Genomic DNA, 17465 nt, shown 5'->3' with positions numbered 1-17465 from the left:
CGTTCGGCGTTCGGCGTTCGGCGTTCGGCGTTCGGCGTTCGGCGTTCGGCGTTCGGCGTTCGGCGTTCGGCGTTCGGCGCTAGAGTTTCGCATCGCGCTGCATTGCCACGCGACGACGCAAAAAATCGCCGCACGAGTTTACGGCCCGCCGTCCCCCGCACCCACGATTTCCACCGGCTCCGGCGCCTCGGCCGCGCGCTGCTGCTGCAACGCCCACATCTGCGCGAACAGCCCGTTCGCGCGCAACAGTTCCGCATGCGTGCCGCGCTCGACGATCCGTCCTTTGTCCATCACGATGATCTGCTGCGCGTGCACCACCGTCGAAAGCCGGTGCGCGATGATCAGCGTCGTGCGCTCGCGGGCGATCTGATCGAGCTCGTGCTGAATGGCACGCTCGGAACGTGAATCGAGCGCGGAGGTCGCTTCGTCGAACAACAGAATCGGCGGATTCTTGAGGATGGTCCGCGCAATCGCCACGCGTTGCTTTTCGCCGCCGGATAACTTCAGGCCACGTTCGCCGACCGGCGTTTCATAGCCCTTCGGCAGCCCTTCGATGAACTCGTGAATATGCGCCGCGCGCGCCGCCGCGATCACTTCGTCGCGTGTCGCCGAGGGGCGGCCGTAAGCGATGTTGTAGTAGATCGAATCGTTGAACAGCACCGTATCCTGCGGCACGATGCCGATCGACGCGCGCAGCGAATCCTGCGTGACGTCGCGAATATCCTGACCGTCGATGGTGATCGCGCCGCCCGTCGCGCGGTCCAGATCGTAGAAGCGGAACATCAGCCGCGCGAGAGTCGATTTGCCCGAGCCGCTATGGCCGACCACCGCCGTCGTCGTGCCTGCGGGAATCGTGAAGCTCACGTCGTACAGAATCTGGCGCGCCGGTTCGTACGCGAAATTCACCCGCTCGAAGCGCACCTGCGCGCCGCTCACACGCAACGCGGGCGCACCTTCCAGGTCGGGCACTTCCTGCGCGGCGCCGAGCAGCGTGAACATGCGATCCATATCGGTGAGGCTTTGCTTCAACTCGCGATACACGACGCCAAGAAAATTCAGCGGAATATAAAGCTGCAGCATGAAGGTGTTGATCAGCACCAGATCGCCGAGCGTGAGACGCCCGGCCATCACGCCCTGCGTGGCGCGCCACAGAATGAACACGAGCCCCGTGCCGATAATCGCCTGCTGCCCGAAGTTCAGCGCCGACAGCGAGCGCTGCGACTTGATCGCCGCCGTCCGATAGCGCTTGAGGTTTTCGTCGTAACGGCTCGCTTCCCACTCTTCGTTGCCGAAGTATTTGACCGTCTCGTAGTTCAGCAGCGAATCGATCGCGCGTGAATTCGCTTTCGAATCGAGATCGTTCATGGTGCGGCGAAAATGCGTGCGCCACTCCGTGACCTTCACCGTGAACACGATGTACACGGCGAGCGCAATGAACGTGACCACCGCGTAATACGCCTCGTATTTGACGACGAAAAAGCCGAGCACGAGCCCGACTTCGACGAGCGTCGGCAGAATGCTGTACAGCGAATACGAGATCAGTTGCGTGATGCCGCGCGTGCCGCGCTCGATGTCGCGCGACATGCCGCCCGTCTGCCGTTCGAGGTGAAAGCGCAACGACAGCGCATGCAGATGGCGGAACACTTTCAGCGCGAGTTGGCGCACCGCGCTTTCGGTCACCTTCGAGAACAGAATCTCGCGCAGTTCGGTGAATAGCGATGTGGACAGCCGCACCACCGCATACGCGACCACCAGCAGGCCGATGCCACCCAGCAACACGATGCCTGGCGAATCATGCGCGCGGCCGAGCGCGGTCAGATGCTGCACCGAGGCGAGACCGTCGACGATCCGCTTCATCACGATCGGCACGCCGAGATTGGCGACCTTCGCACCGATCAGGCAGCTCAGCGCGAAGCCGACCCGCCATTTATATGTGGCGAGATACGGCAGCAGCGACAGGATCGTCTGCCAGTCGTTGCGCGGCTGGGTGGAGATCGGCGAGGGTTCGGACGAGGGCGTGCGGCGCATGGAGATCGGCTGGGGAGAGTGTGGAAATGCCGGAGTTCGCAGCGGCGCGGCGACTGCGGCATGCCGGACCGGCACACTGGTTTTTGTCGCGCGACCCGGCTGGGCGCTTTCCCGTACAATTCCTGATCTTTCTATTGTCGCAGAAGCCGGCTGGCGCCGCTTTTCATGGGTTGGCCCGCCGTGGGTGGCACGTTGGCCGCGCGGTGCGTGCCGTACCGTTGTCGTGAAATGCCCCGCCTGCCGGTCGAGCCGACCGAGCCAACACGTTTCTCAAGGGTGCCCCGATGACCGATATTCTCCAACTCCCGCAAAAGCACTGCGCGCTGCGCGTGGTGCCGCAGCCCTCGGACGCGAACGTCCACGGCGACGTGTTCGGCGGCTGGATCATGGCGCAAGTGGACATTGCCGGTTCGATTCCGGCAAGCCGCCGCGCCAACGGGCGGGTGGCGACCATCGCGGTCAACTCGTTCGTGTTCAAGCAGCCGGTGTTCGTCGGCGATCTGCTGAGCTTTTACGCGGACATCGTCAAGACGGGCAATACGTCGGTCACCGTGGCGGTCGAGGTCTACGCGCAGCGCATGAGCCTCACCGAAGATCTCGTGAAGGTCACCGAAGCCACGCTGACCTACGTCGCCACCGATAGCGATCGCCGTCCGCGCGCGCTGCCGGTGCTGGATTGAGCGGCTTGCGGTAAACAAAAAAACCGAGGCGCCGCGGCGCCTCGTTTTCCTTCAGCCGTAGTACAAGGTCACTGGCTCGCTGCCGCGCCGATTCCCGCCTTCTTCTGCGCGTTCTGAATGTCGTTCGGATAATTCGGATCGTTGCGCGACGGTTGATAGCCGTTGCTCTCCAACTGTTTCAACTCGGCGTTTTTCTTCGCCCGCGCCTCCTTGCGCGCGGCCTTGCGCTGAGCCTTGGTGCTCGGAGCCGCTTTCGATGCGGCCGACGGAATGGCCGCGTCAGAATCATTCCCCGCCGGACCGCCACCGCCGCCGCCGCTTTGCGCGAACGCCGGCGCGGCGCAAGCCACGCTCAGTACAACCGATGCCAGCAACACAGACAGTTTCTTCGCAGGTGACGACGTCATTGTTCTCTCCAGTCGGATCAGTCGGATTGGCGGATAGTCGACGGCGAAACGCCCATCACCCAGTGCGAGCAGCGAAAATCGGGCGCAACGCCGCGTGAATCGGTGCTTCGTAATTCCCAGCGCAGCCTGAGATGGGAATCACGAATATATCCGACTGAAACGCCTGCGCAAACCGATTACGCGCACGAGTACGGGCTAACCCGCACGAATCGACACCGCAGGCGCGCCGTTACTGCGCAGATAAGCGTCGACCTGCCCTTCGATCCACTGCGCGAAATGCGCCTGCGAGGCATTGAGCATCTCCCGCTGCTGCCAGACCAGCCAATAGGGATAACGGTATGGCACGCGGATATCGGTGATCTGCACCAACTCGCCGCGCGCCAGCGCATACGCGACCAGGCTGCGCCGTTCGAGCGCGACACCCTGGCCCTGCCGCACCGCGCCGATCACGATATTCGAGTCGTTGGCCGACAGCACCACCGCTCTCTCGGCCGGCTCCGCCACCTGAGCTGCCTGACACCAGTCATGCCACGGCGTATCGGGACTCGAGATCAGCGGACAGGCCAGCACGTCCTCGGCGGTGACGGGCAAGCGGCCATGCGGCGCGAGCGTGAAATGCGGCGCGGCGACCACCACCATCTCGTCGTCGAACAGCTTCTGTTGCGCGACGTCGGGCCAATGCCCCTGTCCCATGCGGATGCCGATGTCGCTCGCGCCCTGGCGGAAATCCTCGACCTGCAAACTCGTCTGCAAGCGGATCCGGTAATACGGATGCGCGTCGCGAAAGCTGGCGAGGCGCGGCACGAGCCAATGCTGTGCGAACGACGGCAAGGTCGTGATCACCAGTTCGCTTTCGTGCGGCCGCGCCTGCGCGCGGCGCGTCGCATGGGTGATGTCGCGCAGCGCCATGCGGATGTCGAGCGCATAGAGCCGTCCTTCCTCGGTCAGCCGCAGCCCGCGCGCCTCGCGCATGAATAGCGCGACGCCCATCGAATCTTCCAGCACCTTGATCTGCTGGCTCACCGCCGAGTGCGTGACATGCAATTCGCGTGCGGCCTGCGTGACGCCGCCCAAGCGAGCGACGGCCTCGAAGCAGCGCAGTGCGGTCAACGGCGGAATCGGTTTCATGTAAGAAATTCTGACGTAAATCGTCGTTAATTGTCGCTTTTTTTGCGGTGCGTAGATGCTTAATCTATCGGTTCGATGCGCCTCGACCTTTGCCAGCAGGGGAATCCCCATGCCACTGCGCGCTCGGGCGCGCCATGATAGATGTTCTAACGGGAATGAGATGAAACTGATCGGAATGCTGGATTCGCCCTACGTACGCCGGGTCGCCATCTGCCTCAAACTGCTGAAGCTCGACTTCGAGCACGAGTCGATCTCGGTGTTCAGCACCTACGACCAGTTCGCGAGAATCAACCCCGTCGTCAAGGCGCCCACGCTGATCGCCGACAACGGCCAGACCGTGATGGACTCGACGGTGATTCTCCAATACCTCGCCACGCTCGCCGGGCCGAACCAGCGGCTTTTCCCGACACGGCCCGACGCCGCCTTGCGCGCCGCCCGCCTCACGGGCCTCGCGCTCGCCGCCTGCGAGAAGAGCGTGCAGATCGTCTACGAACGCAATCTGCGCCCGGTGGAGAGGCAGCATGAGCCGTGGGTGGATCGCGTGAGCACGCAGTTGTTCGCCGCTTACGCCGAACTCGAGCGCGAGCTTGCGGCGGCGGCGCTGCCGATCGAGGCCAGTCGGTTCGACGCGGCCGACGTCACCGTGGCGGTCGCCTGGCACTTCACGCAGATGATGCTGCCGGGGATGGTCAGCAAGTCGGAACATCCCCTCCTGCAGTCGTTCTCCGAACTGGCGGAAGATCTGCCGGTTTTTCTGGACACGCCGGCGCAGTGAGCCTGCGGGCGTGAGCACTCAAACCGTCGCGAGCTCGCGCCCTTCGCCACCTTGCAGCAGTTCGGAGATCGCGTCCGTCGACAACGGCTTCGCGAAGTAGAACCCTTGCATCTCGTCGCACGCGCGTTCTTTCAGGAAGTCGAGTTGCGCGGACGTCTCCACGCCTTCGGCGATCACCTGCAATTTCAGCGAATGCGCGAGCGCGATGATCGCTGAGGTGATCGTCTCGTCGTCGCCCGACACGCCGATGTCGGAGACGAACGAGCGGTCGATCTTCAAACGGTCCACCGGGAAGCGCTTCAGATAGCTGAGGCTCGAATAGCCGGTGCCGAAGTCGTCGATGGCAAGGCCGATGCCGAGCGCGTGCAGTTCGTTGAGCATCGACACCGCTTCTTCCGCGTTGCGCATGATGGTGCTTTCGGTCAGCTCGAGTTCGAGGTATTGCGGCTCGAGACCGGTCTCGGCCAGCACCTGCATGACCAGCTTGGCGATGTCGCGCTGCTGGAACACCCGCGCCGACAGATTCACCGACACCCGCGCCGGCGGCAAGCCTTCGTCCTGCCAGGCCTTGTTCTGGCGGCACGCCTCGCGCAGCACCCACTCCGAGAGCGGCCCGATCAGCCCGCTTTCCTCTGCGACCGGAATGAACGACGACGGAGGCACCAGCCCGACTTCCGGATCGCGCCAGCGCACCAGCGCCTCGGTGCCGACGATCTGCCCGCTCTCGATATCCACCTGCGGCTGGTAGTGCAGCAGGAATTCGTTGTCGCGCAACGCGCGGCGCAGACGCCGTTCGAGATTCAGGCGCGCACCCGCGCTCGCGTTCATCTCCGGCTGGTAGAACTGGAAGGTGTTGCGGCCCATGTCCTTGGCGCGATACATCGCGAGGTCGGCCTTCTTCATCAGCGTCTCGGCATCTTCACCGTCTTGCGGGAACAGGCTCGCACCCATGCTGCAGCCGACGTACAGCTCGGTGCCGTCGAGCCACACCGGCTCGGAGATCGACGCGCGCACGCGTTCCATCCACGCGATCAGTGACTGTTCGTCGACGGTATCGGTCATCACGATCACGAACTCGTCGCCGCCGTGCCGCGCCACCGTGTCGCTCGTGCGCGTGCAGCGCGCGAGCCGCTCGGCCACCACGCTCAGCAGACGGTCGCCGACGCTGTGGCCGAGGCTGTCGTTGACGTTCTTGAAGCCGTCCAGATCGATGAACACGACCGCGACGCCCTTGTGGTGCCGTTGCGCGACGATCAGCGCATGTTGCAGACGGTCGCGCAACAGATTGCGGTTCGGCAAGCGAGTCAGGCTGTCGTAGTTGGCCTGGTATTCGAGCTGTTCCTGATAGCGCATCAGATCGGTCACGTCGTTGATCACGCCGATGTGATGCGTGATCAGCCCGTCCTGATTCGGCACCGGCGCGATGAAGAGCTGATTCCAGAACAGCGCGCCGTCCTTGCGATAGTTGCGCACCACCGCGCTGACTTCGCGGTTCGCGGCGAGCGCCTGGCGGATCAGCGCGACGCCTTCCTGCTCGCGGTCGTCGCGCTGCAGGACGCGGCAATCGTGGCCGATCACCTCGGCCGGGTCATAGCCGGTGATGCGCATGAACGCCGGGTTCACGTATTCGATCAGGTTGCCGGTCGGCGAAGGCGCGGTGATCAGAATCGCGTTGACGCTGGCATCGAGCGCGCGGCTTTGCAGACGCAAGGCAAGATCGGCGCGCTTGCGCTCGGTGATGTCCGTGTAGGAACCGAGCACGCCGATCACGCGGCCGTCGCCGTCGGTGAACGGCAGCTTGCTCGTGACGGTGGTGCGATGCACGCCGTCGATCACCAGATCGACTTCGAAGTTCATCTTCGGCACGCCGGTGCTCACCACTTCCTTGTCGTGGTCGTTCAGCAGCGTCGAGAAGTCGCGCCACGGCATGTCGGCGTCACTCTTGCCCACCACCTGCTCCGGATACGCGAGCCCGGCATCGCGCGCGAACGCCATGTTGCAGCCGAGATAACGCGACTCCATGTCCTTCCAGAAAATGCGCTGCGGAATATTGTCGATCACCGCTTCGAGCATCTGGTTCGAACGCTGCGCTTCGGCTTCGGCGTTGATCTGGTCGGTGACGTCGTCGGCGAGCACGAAGAACGCCGCGCGGCCCATAAAGTTCAGCGCGTGATACGAAATGTCGGCGCTGATCGTCGAGCCGTCCTTGCGCCGGTGATGCCAGATGCCCGCCATGGTGCGGCCGTGCTGGCCCGCGTCGCTGCGCTGCAGATGCGATTCGAGACGCGCGATTTCGCCGTTCGGCCGGATCGCGCGAATCGTCATGCCGAGAAATTCGCTTTCGGTGTAGCCATATTGCTGGATCGCGGCCGCGTTGACTGCAAGAAAACGCAGCGTCTCGCGATCGAAGATGTACATCGGCACCGGATGGTCGTCGAACAGGCCGCGAAAGCGTTCGTCGTGGCGGCCGAGCGCGCGCACGGTGCGCAGCTTCTCGCGCGCGCTGTTTTCGCGGGCGCCGAACGTGAAGATCAGCAGCACGCTGCCGCCCAGCATGGTGACGATCAGCAGGAACATCGCCCGCTGCGTTTCGTTGGCGGACGCCGCGAGCGACGCCTGCAAGGCTCGGTTCTCCGCGCCGCGCAGCGCCGCGAGGCCGTCTTCGACGCGATCCAGGCCGAGCCCGAGATGGGTGTAAGTCGAGGCCGCCCACGCGCGCGAGGCGTCCGCCCCGGCATTGGCGCTCCTGAGCAGCGCGTCGTCGATGTCGTGTTGCAACGCGTGGCTGTCCGCGCTCAGCTTCGCGAGGGCGTCGAGCATGGCGGGTTCGCCGGCCAGTTCCTTGCGCAGGTCGCCCTCCAGACCCGCGAGCTTGGTGGCCATGGCGGTGGCCGCGCCGGCCGGCGCCGACTCGCCCGACGCCTCGAAGCGGCCGAGCGCGGCAAGGCCGCCGTCGAGCACCGCGCGGTAGGCGTCGAGGTTCTGGCGCACGCTCGTCGAACGCAGCATGCGCGCGTCAGCGTCGCGTTGGCCGCAGATCTGCGTATAGGCGACGAACGCGTTCGCGCCGATCGCCGCGGCAACGACCGCCAGGTTGATCAGCAGCCGCTTCGATAAAAAAGGAGTCATGGGTTCCGAACGTCGATCGTTCTGCGGGCGGGAGCGCGCGGTCGCTTTCGATGCGTCGGGCCGCATCGATACGAGTCTCTTTACGCGCCAACCCATGGATAACGGCAGAGTTCGGAATAGATTGAGGGTAGCGATTGAAAAAAACCTGGCTGCCTGGCTGCGCGTAACCGGCCGTACCTAGCCGGCGGCGCCGAACTCCTTCATGGCCGGGACAAAGTCGTGATTAGCCTCCGGCTTGCGCGACAGCTTGGCGAGCACGTAGCGCTTGAACGGCTCCAGTTCGGCCCACTGGGCGACGCCCGGCGCGGCGAGACCGGCCAGTTGCGCCTGGTGCGCGATGCCGTCCGGCACGCTGTCCGTGCGGCGCCAGGCCGGCGCTTCCTCGGGCGTGAACCACTCCGGTTCGATGTTCGCGTGGGTCCGCAGCATTTCGAACAGGGCATGATCGAAATTCGGCTCGATTTCCGCGTCTTCCTCGACCGGGAAACGCGCCAGCAGCTTGCGGTCTTCGAGCGGCAGCGTTTGCCATTGATCGAGCGAGATGCGCAGCCCGAACCGGTCGAGATTGAAGCGTACCGACATCGGGATGTAGGTGAAATTCTCCGAAGACTCGACCTCGAAGTTGAACAGAAGCGGTGCTTCGTTGAGTCCCATGACAATGTCCCTCGTGGATGGCGGGCAACACGCAAGCCCAGCTTGGGGTATTTTAGAACCTTATTCGCGCGACGGCGGCATGGCTGGCGGCAACGTACCGGGCCGTCAACCGCTCACACGCGCGCGGCATGGCAAAGGAGTGAACTAGCTTGAACGAACTGGAAACAACCGGGCAGCCGGGCGCCGTGGAGCGCCAGGTGCGCCGGCATCGCGGCGCGGCGGTCGAAACCGTCACCGACCACGTCGGTCAGGAGTGGCCGGTCGCGCTTGTCTTCAACGGCATTTCGCACGCGGTGATGATGTGCACGCCGCGCGATCTGGAAGCGTTCGCGGTGGGATTCGCGATTTCGGAAGGAATCGTGGAGCGCGGCAGCGACATTCAGGACATCGAGGTCGAGCTGCATGATGACGGCGAATTGCCGCATGCCGAAGTGCAGTTACAGGTGGTGCAGCAGGCGTTCGTCGCGCTGAAGGAGAAGCGCCGTGCGCTCGCCGGGCGCACCGGCTGCGGTGTTTGCGGCATCGAAAGCATCGATCTGCTGGATCTGGAACCGGAGCGCGTGCCGGACACCGGTTTTCTGCAACGGCTCGCGCCGGACGCGATCGCGCGCGCCGCTCGCGAATTGCCCGAGCATCAGGCGCTGACGCGGCTGACCGGCGGCCTGCACGCCGCCGCGTGGTGCGACGCGGCGGGCGCGATCCGCTATGCGTTCGAGGACGTCGGCCGCCACAACGCGCTCGACAAGCTGATCGGCCAGCTGGTGCTCGATCGCGTCGATACCAGGGAGGGTTTCGTGTTTCTATCGAGCCGCGCCAGCTACGAGCTGGTGCGCAAGGCCGCGCGCGTCGACGTGCCGATGGTCGCCACGATCTCGGCGCCGTCGTCGCTGGCGATTGCGATTGCCCGCAAGGCGGGCGTGCGGCTGGTGAGCTTCTGCCGCGAGAAAAGCTACGTCGACTACGATACGTTGCAGCCGGCGCAGTCCTGAACGGCTAACGCGCCTGACAGGCGAGCGGGCGGACGTCCAAGGCGCGAAAGCTGGAAACCGCACGAGCGGGCAAGTCCCTTCTACGCCAGAGCGCTCGCGGCCGCAGTGGCTCAAGCGTTCGGGCACACCACTCAATCGAATTGCCGGAAGTCCGGCTTGCGCTTCTCGAAGAACGCCTTGAACGCCTCACGTGCTTCAGGCGCGAGCAGCATCTTGCCGAAATGCACGGCCTCTTCGGACATCTGCGTTTGCAATTCCTGGTGGCTCGCCCGCTTCATCAAGCTCTTCGTCACGCGCAATGACGAGGCCGGCAACGCGGCCAGTTTCGCGACTTGCGAAGCGGCGAACGCGTCGACTTCGGCGGCGGGCAGCAGGCGATTCACGAAGCCCATGCGTTGCGCCTCGGCGGCGTCGAATGCTTCGCCGAGCAGCAGTTTCTCCGCCGCTGCCTGGTAGCCAGCCACGCGCTGCAACAGCAGGCTCGACGCCGCTTCCGGACACAAGCCGAGTTGCGTGAACGGCAGCGAGAAGCTCGCGGTGTCGGCTGCGTAGACCAGATCGCAATGCAGCAGCAGAGTCGTGCCGATGCCGACCGCCGGGCCCGCCACCGACGCCACCACCGGCTGCTCCGCCGAGCTGATCGCGCGCAGGAACTGGAACACCGGCGCGTTTTCGCCCATCGGCGGCGTCTTCATGAAATCTTCGAGATCGTTGCCGGCGCTGAAAATGCCCGCGCTGCCGCGAATCAGGATGGCGCGCACGGATGCGTCGCCTTGCGCTTCGACCAGCGCGTCGGCCATCGTCTGATACATCGCGGCCGTAATCGCGTTTTTCCTGCCGGGACGGTTGAAGGCAATCGTCAGCACGCCGTCGGCGCGCTCGACCAGAATATCCATCGTCATCTCCTCATACTCCTGCTGAGAATGTAAAAACGGTTCGCAAGCCGGGTGGCCTGCGAACCGTTCCGCGGTCTTCAACGCGTACGCGCGCGGACCGAAGCGAACATCGGGGTGAACATGCTCACAGGCGCTCGATGATGCCCGCCGCGCCCATGCCCGTGCCGACGCACATCGTCACCATGCCGTACTTGTAGTTACGGCGGCGCAAGCCATGCACCACGGTCGACGCACGAATCGCGCCCGTCGCACCCAGCGGATGGCCGAGGGCGATCGCGCCGCCGAGCGGGTTGATCTTCGCCGGATCGAGACCGAGATCCTGGATCACCGCCAGCGATTGCGCGGCGAATGCTTCGTTCAACTCGATCCAGTCCAGGTCGTCGATCGTCAGGCCGGCGGCCTTCAGCGCGGCCGGAATCGCTTCCTTTGGACCGATGCCCATGATTTCCGGCGGCACGCCGCGCACGGCGAAGCTGACGAAACGCGCGAGCGGCGTCAGGTTGAATTCCTTCAGCATCTTTTCCGACACCACGATCAACGCGCCCGCACCGTCCGACGTCTGCGAGCTGTTGCCCGCCGTCACCGAACCCTTGTTGGCGAACACCGCGCGCAGCTTGGCGAGACCTTCGAGCGACGTTTCCGCGCGCGGGCCTTCGTCGAGCGACACTTCGCGGGTCTTCACGCGGACTTCGCCGGTGGCGAGATCGGGGAAGCGCTCGGTGATCGTGTAGGCGGCGATTTCGTCGTTGAATTCGCCGGCTTGCTGCGCGGCGATGGCGCGGCGGTGCGATTCGACCGAGAACGCGTCTTGCGCTTCGCGGCTGATCTTCCAGCGCTCGGCGACCTTCTCCGCGGTCAGGCCCATGCCGTAGGCGATGCCGATGTCTTCATTGCGATCGAAGATATGCGGCGACATGGACGGCTTGTTGCCCATCATCGGCACCATGCTCATCGATTCGCAGCCGCCGGCGATCATCGCGTCCGACTCGCCGACGCGGATGCGGTCGGCGGCCATGGCCAGCGCGGTCAGGCCCGACGCGCAGAAGCGGTTCACCGTCACGCCGCCGACGCTATTCGGCAGGCCGGCCAGCAGCGCGCCCATGCGCGCGACGTTCAGCCCTTGTTCCGCTTCCGGAATCGCGCAGCCGATGATCGCGTCTTCGATCACCTTCGTATCGAGGCCGGGCACTTGCGCCACGGCCGACTTGATCGCGTGCACCAGCAGTTCGTCCGGGCGCGTGTTCTTGAACATTCCGCGCGGCGCCTTGCCGATCGGCGTACGGCTCGCGGCGACGATGTATGCGTCTTGCAATTGCTTTGCCATTTAAAGCTCCTTTGTCGACCAGAGTTAGCGCTTTAGCGCTTACTCTGGTCCCATGCAGTCCTATCGCGGTCGACCAGAGTTAGCGCTTTAGCGCTTACTCTGGTCCCATGCAGTCCTATCGCGGTCGACCAGAGTTAGCGCTTTAGCGCTTGCTCTGGTCCCATGCATATGTTTTGCGGTCGCTCGTCGCTTAATTACGCACCGGTTTGCCGGTTTGCAGCATGCCCATGATCCGTTCCTGCGTCTTTTGCGTGCCGAGCAGATCGACGAACGCACGACGCTCGAGTTGCAGCAGCCATTCTTCATCGACCAGACTGCCCGCTTCCACGTCGCCGCCGCACACCGCTTCCGCGATACGGCTCGCGATCAGGAAATCGTGCTCGCTGATGAAACGGCCATCGCGCATGTTGACGAGCGACGCCTTGATAGTCGCGATCGCCGAGCGGCCGGCCACCGGCACTTGCGTGACGCGCAGCGGCGGACGGTAACCCGACGCCGACAACGCGCGCGCTTCCTTCTTCGCGACGTCGAGCAGTTCGAACACGTTGAAGACGATCGTGTCGGACGGCTTCAGGTAGCCCATCGCGCGGGCATCGAGCGCGGAGGCCGAGACCTTTGCCATCGCCGCGTTTTCGAACGACTTCTGCACGAACTTGAGCAGGTCGTTGGTCGCGCCCACTTGCGTCGCTGCTTCTGCCGCGCGCAGCGCAGCTTCCTTCAAGCCGCCGCCCGCGGGCACGAGGCCCACGCCGACTTCCACCAGACCGATATAGCTTTCGATGTGCGCGACCCGCTTCGCGCTATGCAGCGCCAGCTCGCAGCCGCCGCCGAGCGCGATGCCCGACACGGCCGAGATGACCGGCACGCTCGCATACTTCACGCGCAGCATGCCTTGCTGGAATTTCTTCACGAACGGCTCGATGCCCTTCGCGCCGCCCATCATGAACGCCGGCATCGCTTCTTCGAGGTTGGCGCCCGCGGAGAACGGACCGCCCGGCGTGCCGAGTTTCAGCGACGTCGGCTGCCACACGACCAGACCCTTGTAGTCCTTTTCGGCCAGTTCGATCGCCTGCGTCAGACCGTCGATCACCGACGGTCCGATCGTGTTCATCTTGCTCTTGAACGACACGATCAGCACGTCGTTCTCGCCGGCACGATCGTCGACCCATGCGCGCACCGCGTCGGTTTCGAACAGCGTCTTGCCGTAGGTCTTCGGATCAGCCTTGGTTTCGCCTACCAGCGGTGCACGGAACACCTGCTTGTCGTAGACCGACAGCGACGAGCGTGGCACGAACGTCTTCGAAGCCGGCGACCACGAACCTTCGTTCGTATGCACGCCGCCCTGCTCGGCCACCGGACCTTCCAGCACCCACGACGGCAGCGGCACGTTCGAGAGCGCCTTGCCGGCCGCGATATCTTCCTGCACCCATTCGGCGACCTGTTTCCAGCCGGCCGTCTGCCAGCCTTCGAACGGGCCTTCGTTCCAGCCGAAGCCCCAGCGGATCGCCAGATCGACGTCGCGCGCGTTGTCGGCGATCGATTCGAGATGCACGCCGATGTAGTGATACACGTCGCGGAAAATCGCCCACAGGAACTGAGCCTGCGGGTGCTGCGACTCGCGCAGCAGTTTCAGACGCTCCGCCGGCGGGCGCTTCAGAATACGGCCGACCAGTTCGTCCGCCTTCGCGCCGCCGTCCACGTAGTCGCCCGTCTTCGGGTCGAGCACCTTGATCGCCTTGCCTTCCTTCTTGTAGAAGCCGCCGCCGGTCTTCTGTCCCAGCGCGCCCTTCTTCACGAGTTCAGCCAGCACGGCCGGCGTTTCATAGACCGGGAAGAACGGGTCGTCCTTCAGCGTGTCCTGCATCGTCTTGATGACGTGCGCCATCGTGTCCAGACCGACCACGTCGGCGGTACGGAAAGTCGCCGACTTCGCACGGCCCAGACGCGCTCCCGTCAGGTCGTCCACTTCGTCGAAACGCAGGCCGAATTTCGCGGCTTCGGTCACGACGGCGAGAATCGAGAAAATCCCCACGCGATTGGCAATGAAGTTCGGCGTGTCTTTCGCGCGCACGACGCCCTTGCCGACCACGCTGGTCAGGAACGACTCGAGTTGATCGAGGATTTCCGGACGCGTGGTCGCGGTCGGGATCAGCTCGACCAGGTGCATGTAGCGCGGCGGATTGAAGAAGTGCACGCCGCAAAAGCGCGCCTTCAGTTCATCCGGGAAGCCGTCCGAAAGTGCGGTGATCGACAGACCCGACGTGTTGGTCGCGAAAATCGCGTTCGGTGCGAGGTGCGGCGCGACTTTCTTGTACAGGTCATGCTTCCAGTCCATGCGTTCGGCGATGGCTTCGATCACGAGGTCGCATTCGGCGAGCTTTTCGATGTCGTCGTCGTAGTTCGCGGGCTGGATGTATTGCGCGTCGTCCTTCACGCCGAACGGCGCCGGCGACAGCTTCTTCAGGTTCTCGATCGCCTTCAGCGCGATCGCGTTCTTCGGGCCTTCCTTGGCGGGCAGGTCGAACAGCAGCACGGGCACCTTGGCGTTGATAAGGTGCGCGGCGATCTGCGCGCCCATCACGCCGGCGCCGAGCACGGCTACCTTGCGAATGATCAGATTGCTCACGTCGTTCCTCCGGAGAGTTATGCGATGTCGCGAAGCTTCATGGGACGCTTCGCGATGTGTGGCTGACGGGAGGCGCCGCGGGTTCGACACGCGCGGCGCCTGCCTTGATGTTGTCTGACGCTTGGGCTTAGAACAGCGCTTCTTCGAGGTCCATCATCGACTTCGAGCCGGCGCGTGCCTGACGGATCGTCATTGCCGTTTCCGGCAGCAGCTTGGCGAAGTAGAAGCGGGCCGTGGCGAGCTTCGCCTTGTAGAACGGGTCGCCCGAGGCTTCCTTATCCAGCGCGACGCGTGCCATGCGGGCCCAGAAGTACGAAAACACCAGGTGGCCGACGGTGCGCAGATATGGCACGGCGGCGGCGCCGACTTCGTCCGGGTTCTGCATGGCCTTCATGCCGATTTCCATCGTCAGCTTCTGCACCTTTTCGCCGATGTCGGCGAGCGGGTTGATGAACTCCTGCATTTCCGGCTTCACGCCTTCGGCTTCGACGAAATCGGACACCAGCTTGCCGAACTTCTTCATCTTCGCGCCCATATCGCCGAGGATCTTGCGGCCGAGCAGGTCGAGCGCCTGGATCGCGTTGGTGCCTTCGTAGATCATGTTGATGCGCGCATCGCGCACGTACTGCTCCATGCCCCACTCGGCGATGAAGCCGTGGCCGCCGTAGATCTGCATGGCGTGGTTGGTGCTCTCGAACGCGTTGTCCGACAGGAACGCCTTCAGGATCGGCGTGAGCAGCGCGACGAGGTCGGCGGCTTCCTTGCGCACCGATTCATCCGCGTGCGACAGTTCCTTGTCGATATGCAGCGCGGACCAGTACGAGAAGGCGCGCGCGGCTTCGGCGTAGGCCTTCTGCGTGAGCAGCATGCGGCGCACGTCCGGATGTACGATGATCGGGTCAGCCGCCTTTTCCGGCGCCTTCGGGCCGGTCAGCGAACGCATCTGCAGACGCTCTTTCGCGTACGTCAGCGAGTTCTGGTAGCCGATTTCGGTCAAACCCAGGCTCTGCATGCCGACGCCCAGGCGCGCGGCGTTCATCATCACGAACATCGCGTTCAAGCCCTTGTTCGGCTCGCCGACCAGCCAGCCCTTGGCGTTGTCGAGGTTGATCACGCAGGTCGCGTTGCCGTGAATGCCCATCTTGTGTTCGATGGAGCCGCACTTCACGCCGTTGCGCTCGCCCGGTTCGCCTGCTTCGTTCGGTACGAACTTCGGCACGATGAAGAGCGAAATGCCCTTGGTGCCGTTCGGTGCGCCCGGCAGACGCGCGAGCACCAGGTGAACGATGTTTTCCGCGAGATCGTGTTCGCCGCTGGAGATGAAAATCTTCGTGCCACTGATCGCGTACGAGCCGTCGCTGTTCGGCTCGGCCTTGGTGCGCAGAATGCCGAGGTCGGTGCCGCAATGCGGCTCGGTCAGACACATCGTGCCGGTCCAGACGCCCGCGACCAGCTTCGGCAGATAGCGCTGCTGCAACTCCGGCGTGCCGTGCGCGTGCAGACATTCGTACGCGCCGTGCGAAAGGCCCGGGTACATGGTCCACGCCTGATTCGCTGAGTTCAGCATTTCATACAGCGCGTTGTTGACGAACGCGGGCAGGCCCTGGCCGCCGTATTCCGGATCGCAGCCCAGTGCGGGCCAGCCGGCTTCGACGTATTGTTTGTAGGCTTCCTTGAAGCCCTTCGGCGTGGTCACGACGCCGTCGCCGGCGTATGTGCAGCCTTCCTGATCGCCACTGTGGTTGAGCGGGAACAGTACTTCGGAGCAGAACTTGCCGGCTTCCTCGAGCACCGCATTGATCGTGTCGGCATCGAGATCCGCGTGCTTCGGCATCTGCTTGATTTCGGCTTCGACGTTAAGCAGTTCGTGCAACACGAATTGCATGTCGCGCAGCGGCGCGGCGTACTGTCCCATGACTCTCTCCCAAGTTTGACAAGAAGCCAGGCCGTTAGCCGAGTCCGTGGATCGGAACTTTCTGCGCCGCTGAATCCGCCTGATCGGCGGCGGCGCTGCTAACGGCTTTCGCTTTGATACGAAACAATCAATTTTTCCAGCGCGGCCCACGTGAGACGCACCGCATCCGGCAAGTGCAGGAAGCGCGCGTCGTGATGCAGACCGAGCGTGAAGCTGTACAGTTCGAACAGCATCAGTTGCGGATCGGTGTCGGCACGCAGATGCCCTTCTTCCATTGCCTGCGAAATCGCGCGAGTGAGCGCCGCACGCCAGACCGTCACGCTCGACACCAGTTGCTCACGCACCGGGTTATCCGCGCGGTCGTCGTACTCGACGGCGCCGCTGATGTAGATGCAACCGGTGGTGACTTCCTGAATGCGCTTCTCGATCCAGCGGGAAATCATCGCGCGCAAGCGCGGCAATCCACGAGGCTCGCGCAAACTCGGGAAAAACACCTCGTCTTCGAAACGACGGTGATATTCGCGCACGACTTCGACCTGCAAATCCTCGCGCGACCCGAAATGCGCGAACACCCCGCTTTTGCTCATCTGCATGCGCTCAGCCAGCAGCCCGATCGTCAGACCTTCCAGTCCGTCGCGGCTTGCCAGATCAAGTGCTGCGTCGAGAATTGCGGCTCGCGTCTGTTCGCCTTTTCGCATAGCTTTTTACCGTTCTAATGTGACCGAAAGAAAATCGAACGGCCGTACTATTATTGAGTGCCGCCGTCCGCGAAACAAGGACTTTATTAGAAACCGGTTTCTAACCTGGTTTCAATTCTGCGGCATCCGTCAATCAGAGGAATGAGATTTTTTAGAGGCGTTTGCCTTGAGACAGGGGTTGCCCGCCTGAGTGCACGCTTTCTTCTGATTAACGCA

At 63.7% G+C, this 17465-nt stretch carries 13 protein-coding genes; 3 read left to right on the top strand and 10 right to left on the bottom strand.

The window, feature by feature from the left end:
• Positions 1-138 precede the first annotated feature (138 nt).
• The gene (locus tag PQR32_RS39200) at positions 139-2028 is read right to left on the bottom strand and encodes an ABCB family ABC transporter ATP-binding protein/permease (protein WP_408240360.1); all 1890 of its coding nucleotides are present in this window, start codon (positions 2026-2028) and stop codon (positions 139-141) included.
• A gap of 284 nt (positions 2029-2312) precedes the next feature.
• On the opposite strand from PQR32_RS39200, the gene PQR32_RS39195 reads away from it, so the two are divergent.
• Complete coding sequence (locus PQR32_RS39195) at positions 2313-2708, top strand: acyl-CoA thioesterase (protein ID WP_116118972.1); 396 nt, start codon at positions 2313-2315, stop codon at positions 2706-2708.
• Between the two features lie 68 nt (positions 2709-2776).
• Here the strand turns inward: PQR32_RS39195 and PQR32_RS39190 are convergent, their stop codons facing one another.
• Together PQR32_RS39190 and PQR32_RS39185 are read right to left on the bottom strand one after the other, a co-directional pair.
• Positions 2777-3115 carry a DUF4148 domain-containing protein gene (locus tag PQR32_RS39190; protein WP_408240357.1) on the bottom strand — a complete coding sequence of 113 codons (339 nt, stop codon included), beginning with the start codon at positions 3113-3115 and terminating at the stop codon, positions 2777-2779.
• 195 nt (positions 3116-3310) lie between these two features.
• Complete coding sequence (locus PQR32_RS39185) at positions 3311-4243, bottom strand: LysR substrate-binding domain-containing protein (protein WP_408240354.1); 933 nt, start codon at positions 4241-4243, stop codon at positions 3311-3313.
• A 160-nt stretch (positions 4244-4403) separates the two neighbouring features.
• On the opposite strand from PQR32_RS39185, the gene PQR32_RS39180 reads away from it, so the two are divergent.
• A complete protein-coding gene (locus tag PQR32_RS39180) occupies positions 4404-5018 on the top strand; it encodes a glutathione S-transferase (protein WP_408240351.1) in 615 nt (204 codons plus the stop codon).
• 18 nt (positions 5019-5036) lie between these two features.
• Here the strand turns inward: PQR32_RS39180 and PQR32_RS39175 are convergent, their stop codons facing one another.
• Both PQR32_RS39175 and PQR32_RS39170 read right to left on the bottom strand, forming a co-directional pair.
• Positions 5037-8147 (bottom strand): sensor domain-containing protein, encoded by a 3111-nt coding sequence (locus tag PQR32_RS39175; protein WP_408240348.1) that lies wholly within the window; start codon positions 8145-8147, stop codon positions 5037-5039.
• Positions 8148-8324: 177 nt separating this feature from the next.
• Positions 8325-8801: a nitrate reductase associated protein gene (locus tag PQR32_RS39170; RefSeq protein WP_408240345.1), complete on the bottom strand. Its 477-nt coding sequence runs from the start codon at positions 8799-8801 to the stop codon at positions 8325-8327.
• A gap of 149 nt (positions 8802-8950) precedes the next feature.
• Here PQR32_RS39170 and fdhD point away from each other — a divergent pair, with 149 nt between their 5' ends.
• Complete coding sequence (fdhD, locus tag PQR32_RS39165) at positions 8951-9790, top strand: formate dehydrogenase accessory sulfurtransferase FdhD (RefSeq protein WP_408240342.1); 840 nt, start codon at positions 8951-8953, stop codon at positions 9788-9790.
• 131 nt (positions 9791-9921) lie between these two features.
• Here fdhD and PQR32_RS39160 read toward each other — a convergent pair whose 3' ends face one another.
• The 5 genes from PQR32_RS39160 to PQR32_RS39140 form a co-directional block, all read right to left on the bottom strand.
• On the bottom strand, positions 9922-10692 hold the full coding sequence (locus PQR32_RS39160; protein ID WP_408240339.1) for an enoyl-CoA hydratase: 771 nt from the start codon (positions 10690-10692) through the stop codon (positions 9922-9924).
• A gap of 118 nt (positions 10693-10810) precedes the next feature.
• Positions 10811-12010: an acetyl-CoA C-acyltransferase gene (locus PQR32_RS39155; protein WP_408240336.1), complete on the bottom strand. Its 1200-nt coding sequence runs from the start codon at positions 12008-12010 to the stop codon at positions 10811-10813.
• 190 nt (positions 12011-12200) lie between these two features.
• Positions 12201-14636: a 3-hydroxyacyl-CoA dehydrogenase/enoyl-CoA hydratase family protein gene (locus tag PQR32_RS39150; protein WP_408240333.1), complete on the bottom strand. Its 2436-nt coding sequence runs from the start codon at positions 14634-14636 to the stop codon at positions 12201-12203.
• A 127-nt stretch (positions 14637-14763) separates the two neighbouring features.
• The gene (locus tag PQR32_RS39145; RefSeq protein WP_408240330.1) at positions 14764-16551 is read right to left on the bottom strand and encodes an acyl-CoA dehydrogenase C-terminal domain-containing protein; all 1788 of its coding nucleotides are present in this window, start codon (positions 16549-16551) and stop codon (positions 14764-14766) included.
• A 98-nt stretch (positions 16552-16649) separates the two neighbouring features.
• The gene (locus tag PQR32_RS39140; protein ID WP_106282004.1) at positions 16650-17249 is read right to left on the bottom strand and encodes a TetR/AcrR family transcriptional regulator; all 600 of its coding nucleotides are present in this window, start codon (positions 17247-17249) and stop codon (positions 16650-16652) included.
• Positions 17250-17465 lie beyond the last annotated feature (216 nt).

Origin of the sequence: Paraburkholderia dipogonis (genome assembly GCF_046027395.1) — a bacterium.
GTDB lineage: Bacteria > Pseudomonadota > Gammaproteobacteria > Burkholderiales > Burkholderiaceae > Paraburkholderia > Paraburkholderia dipogonis_A.
Note: the sequence above shows the minus strand (reverse complement) of the source record. Positions and strands in the feature narration are given on the sequence as shown.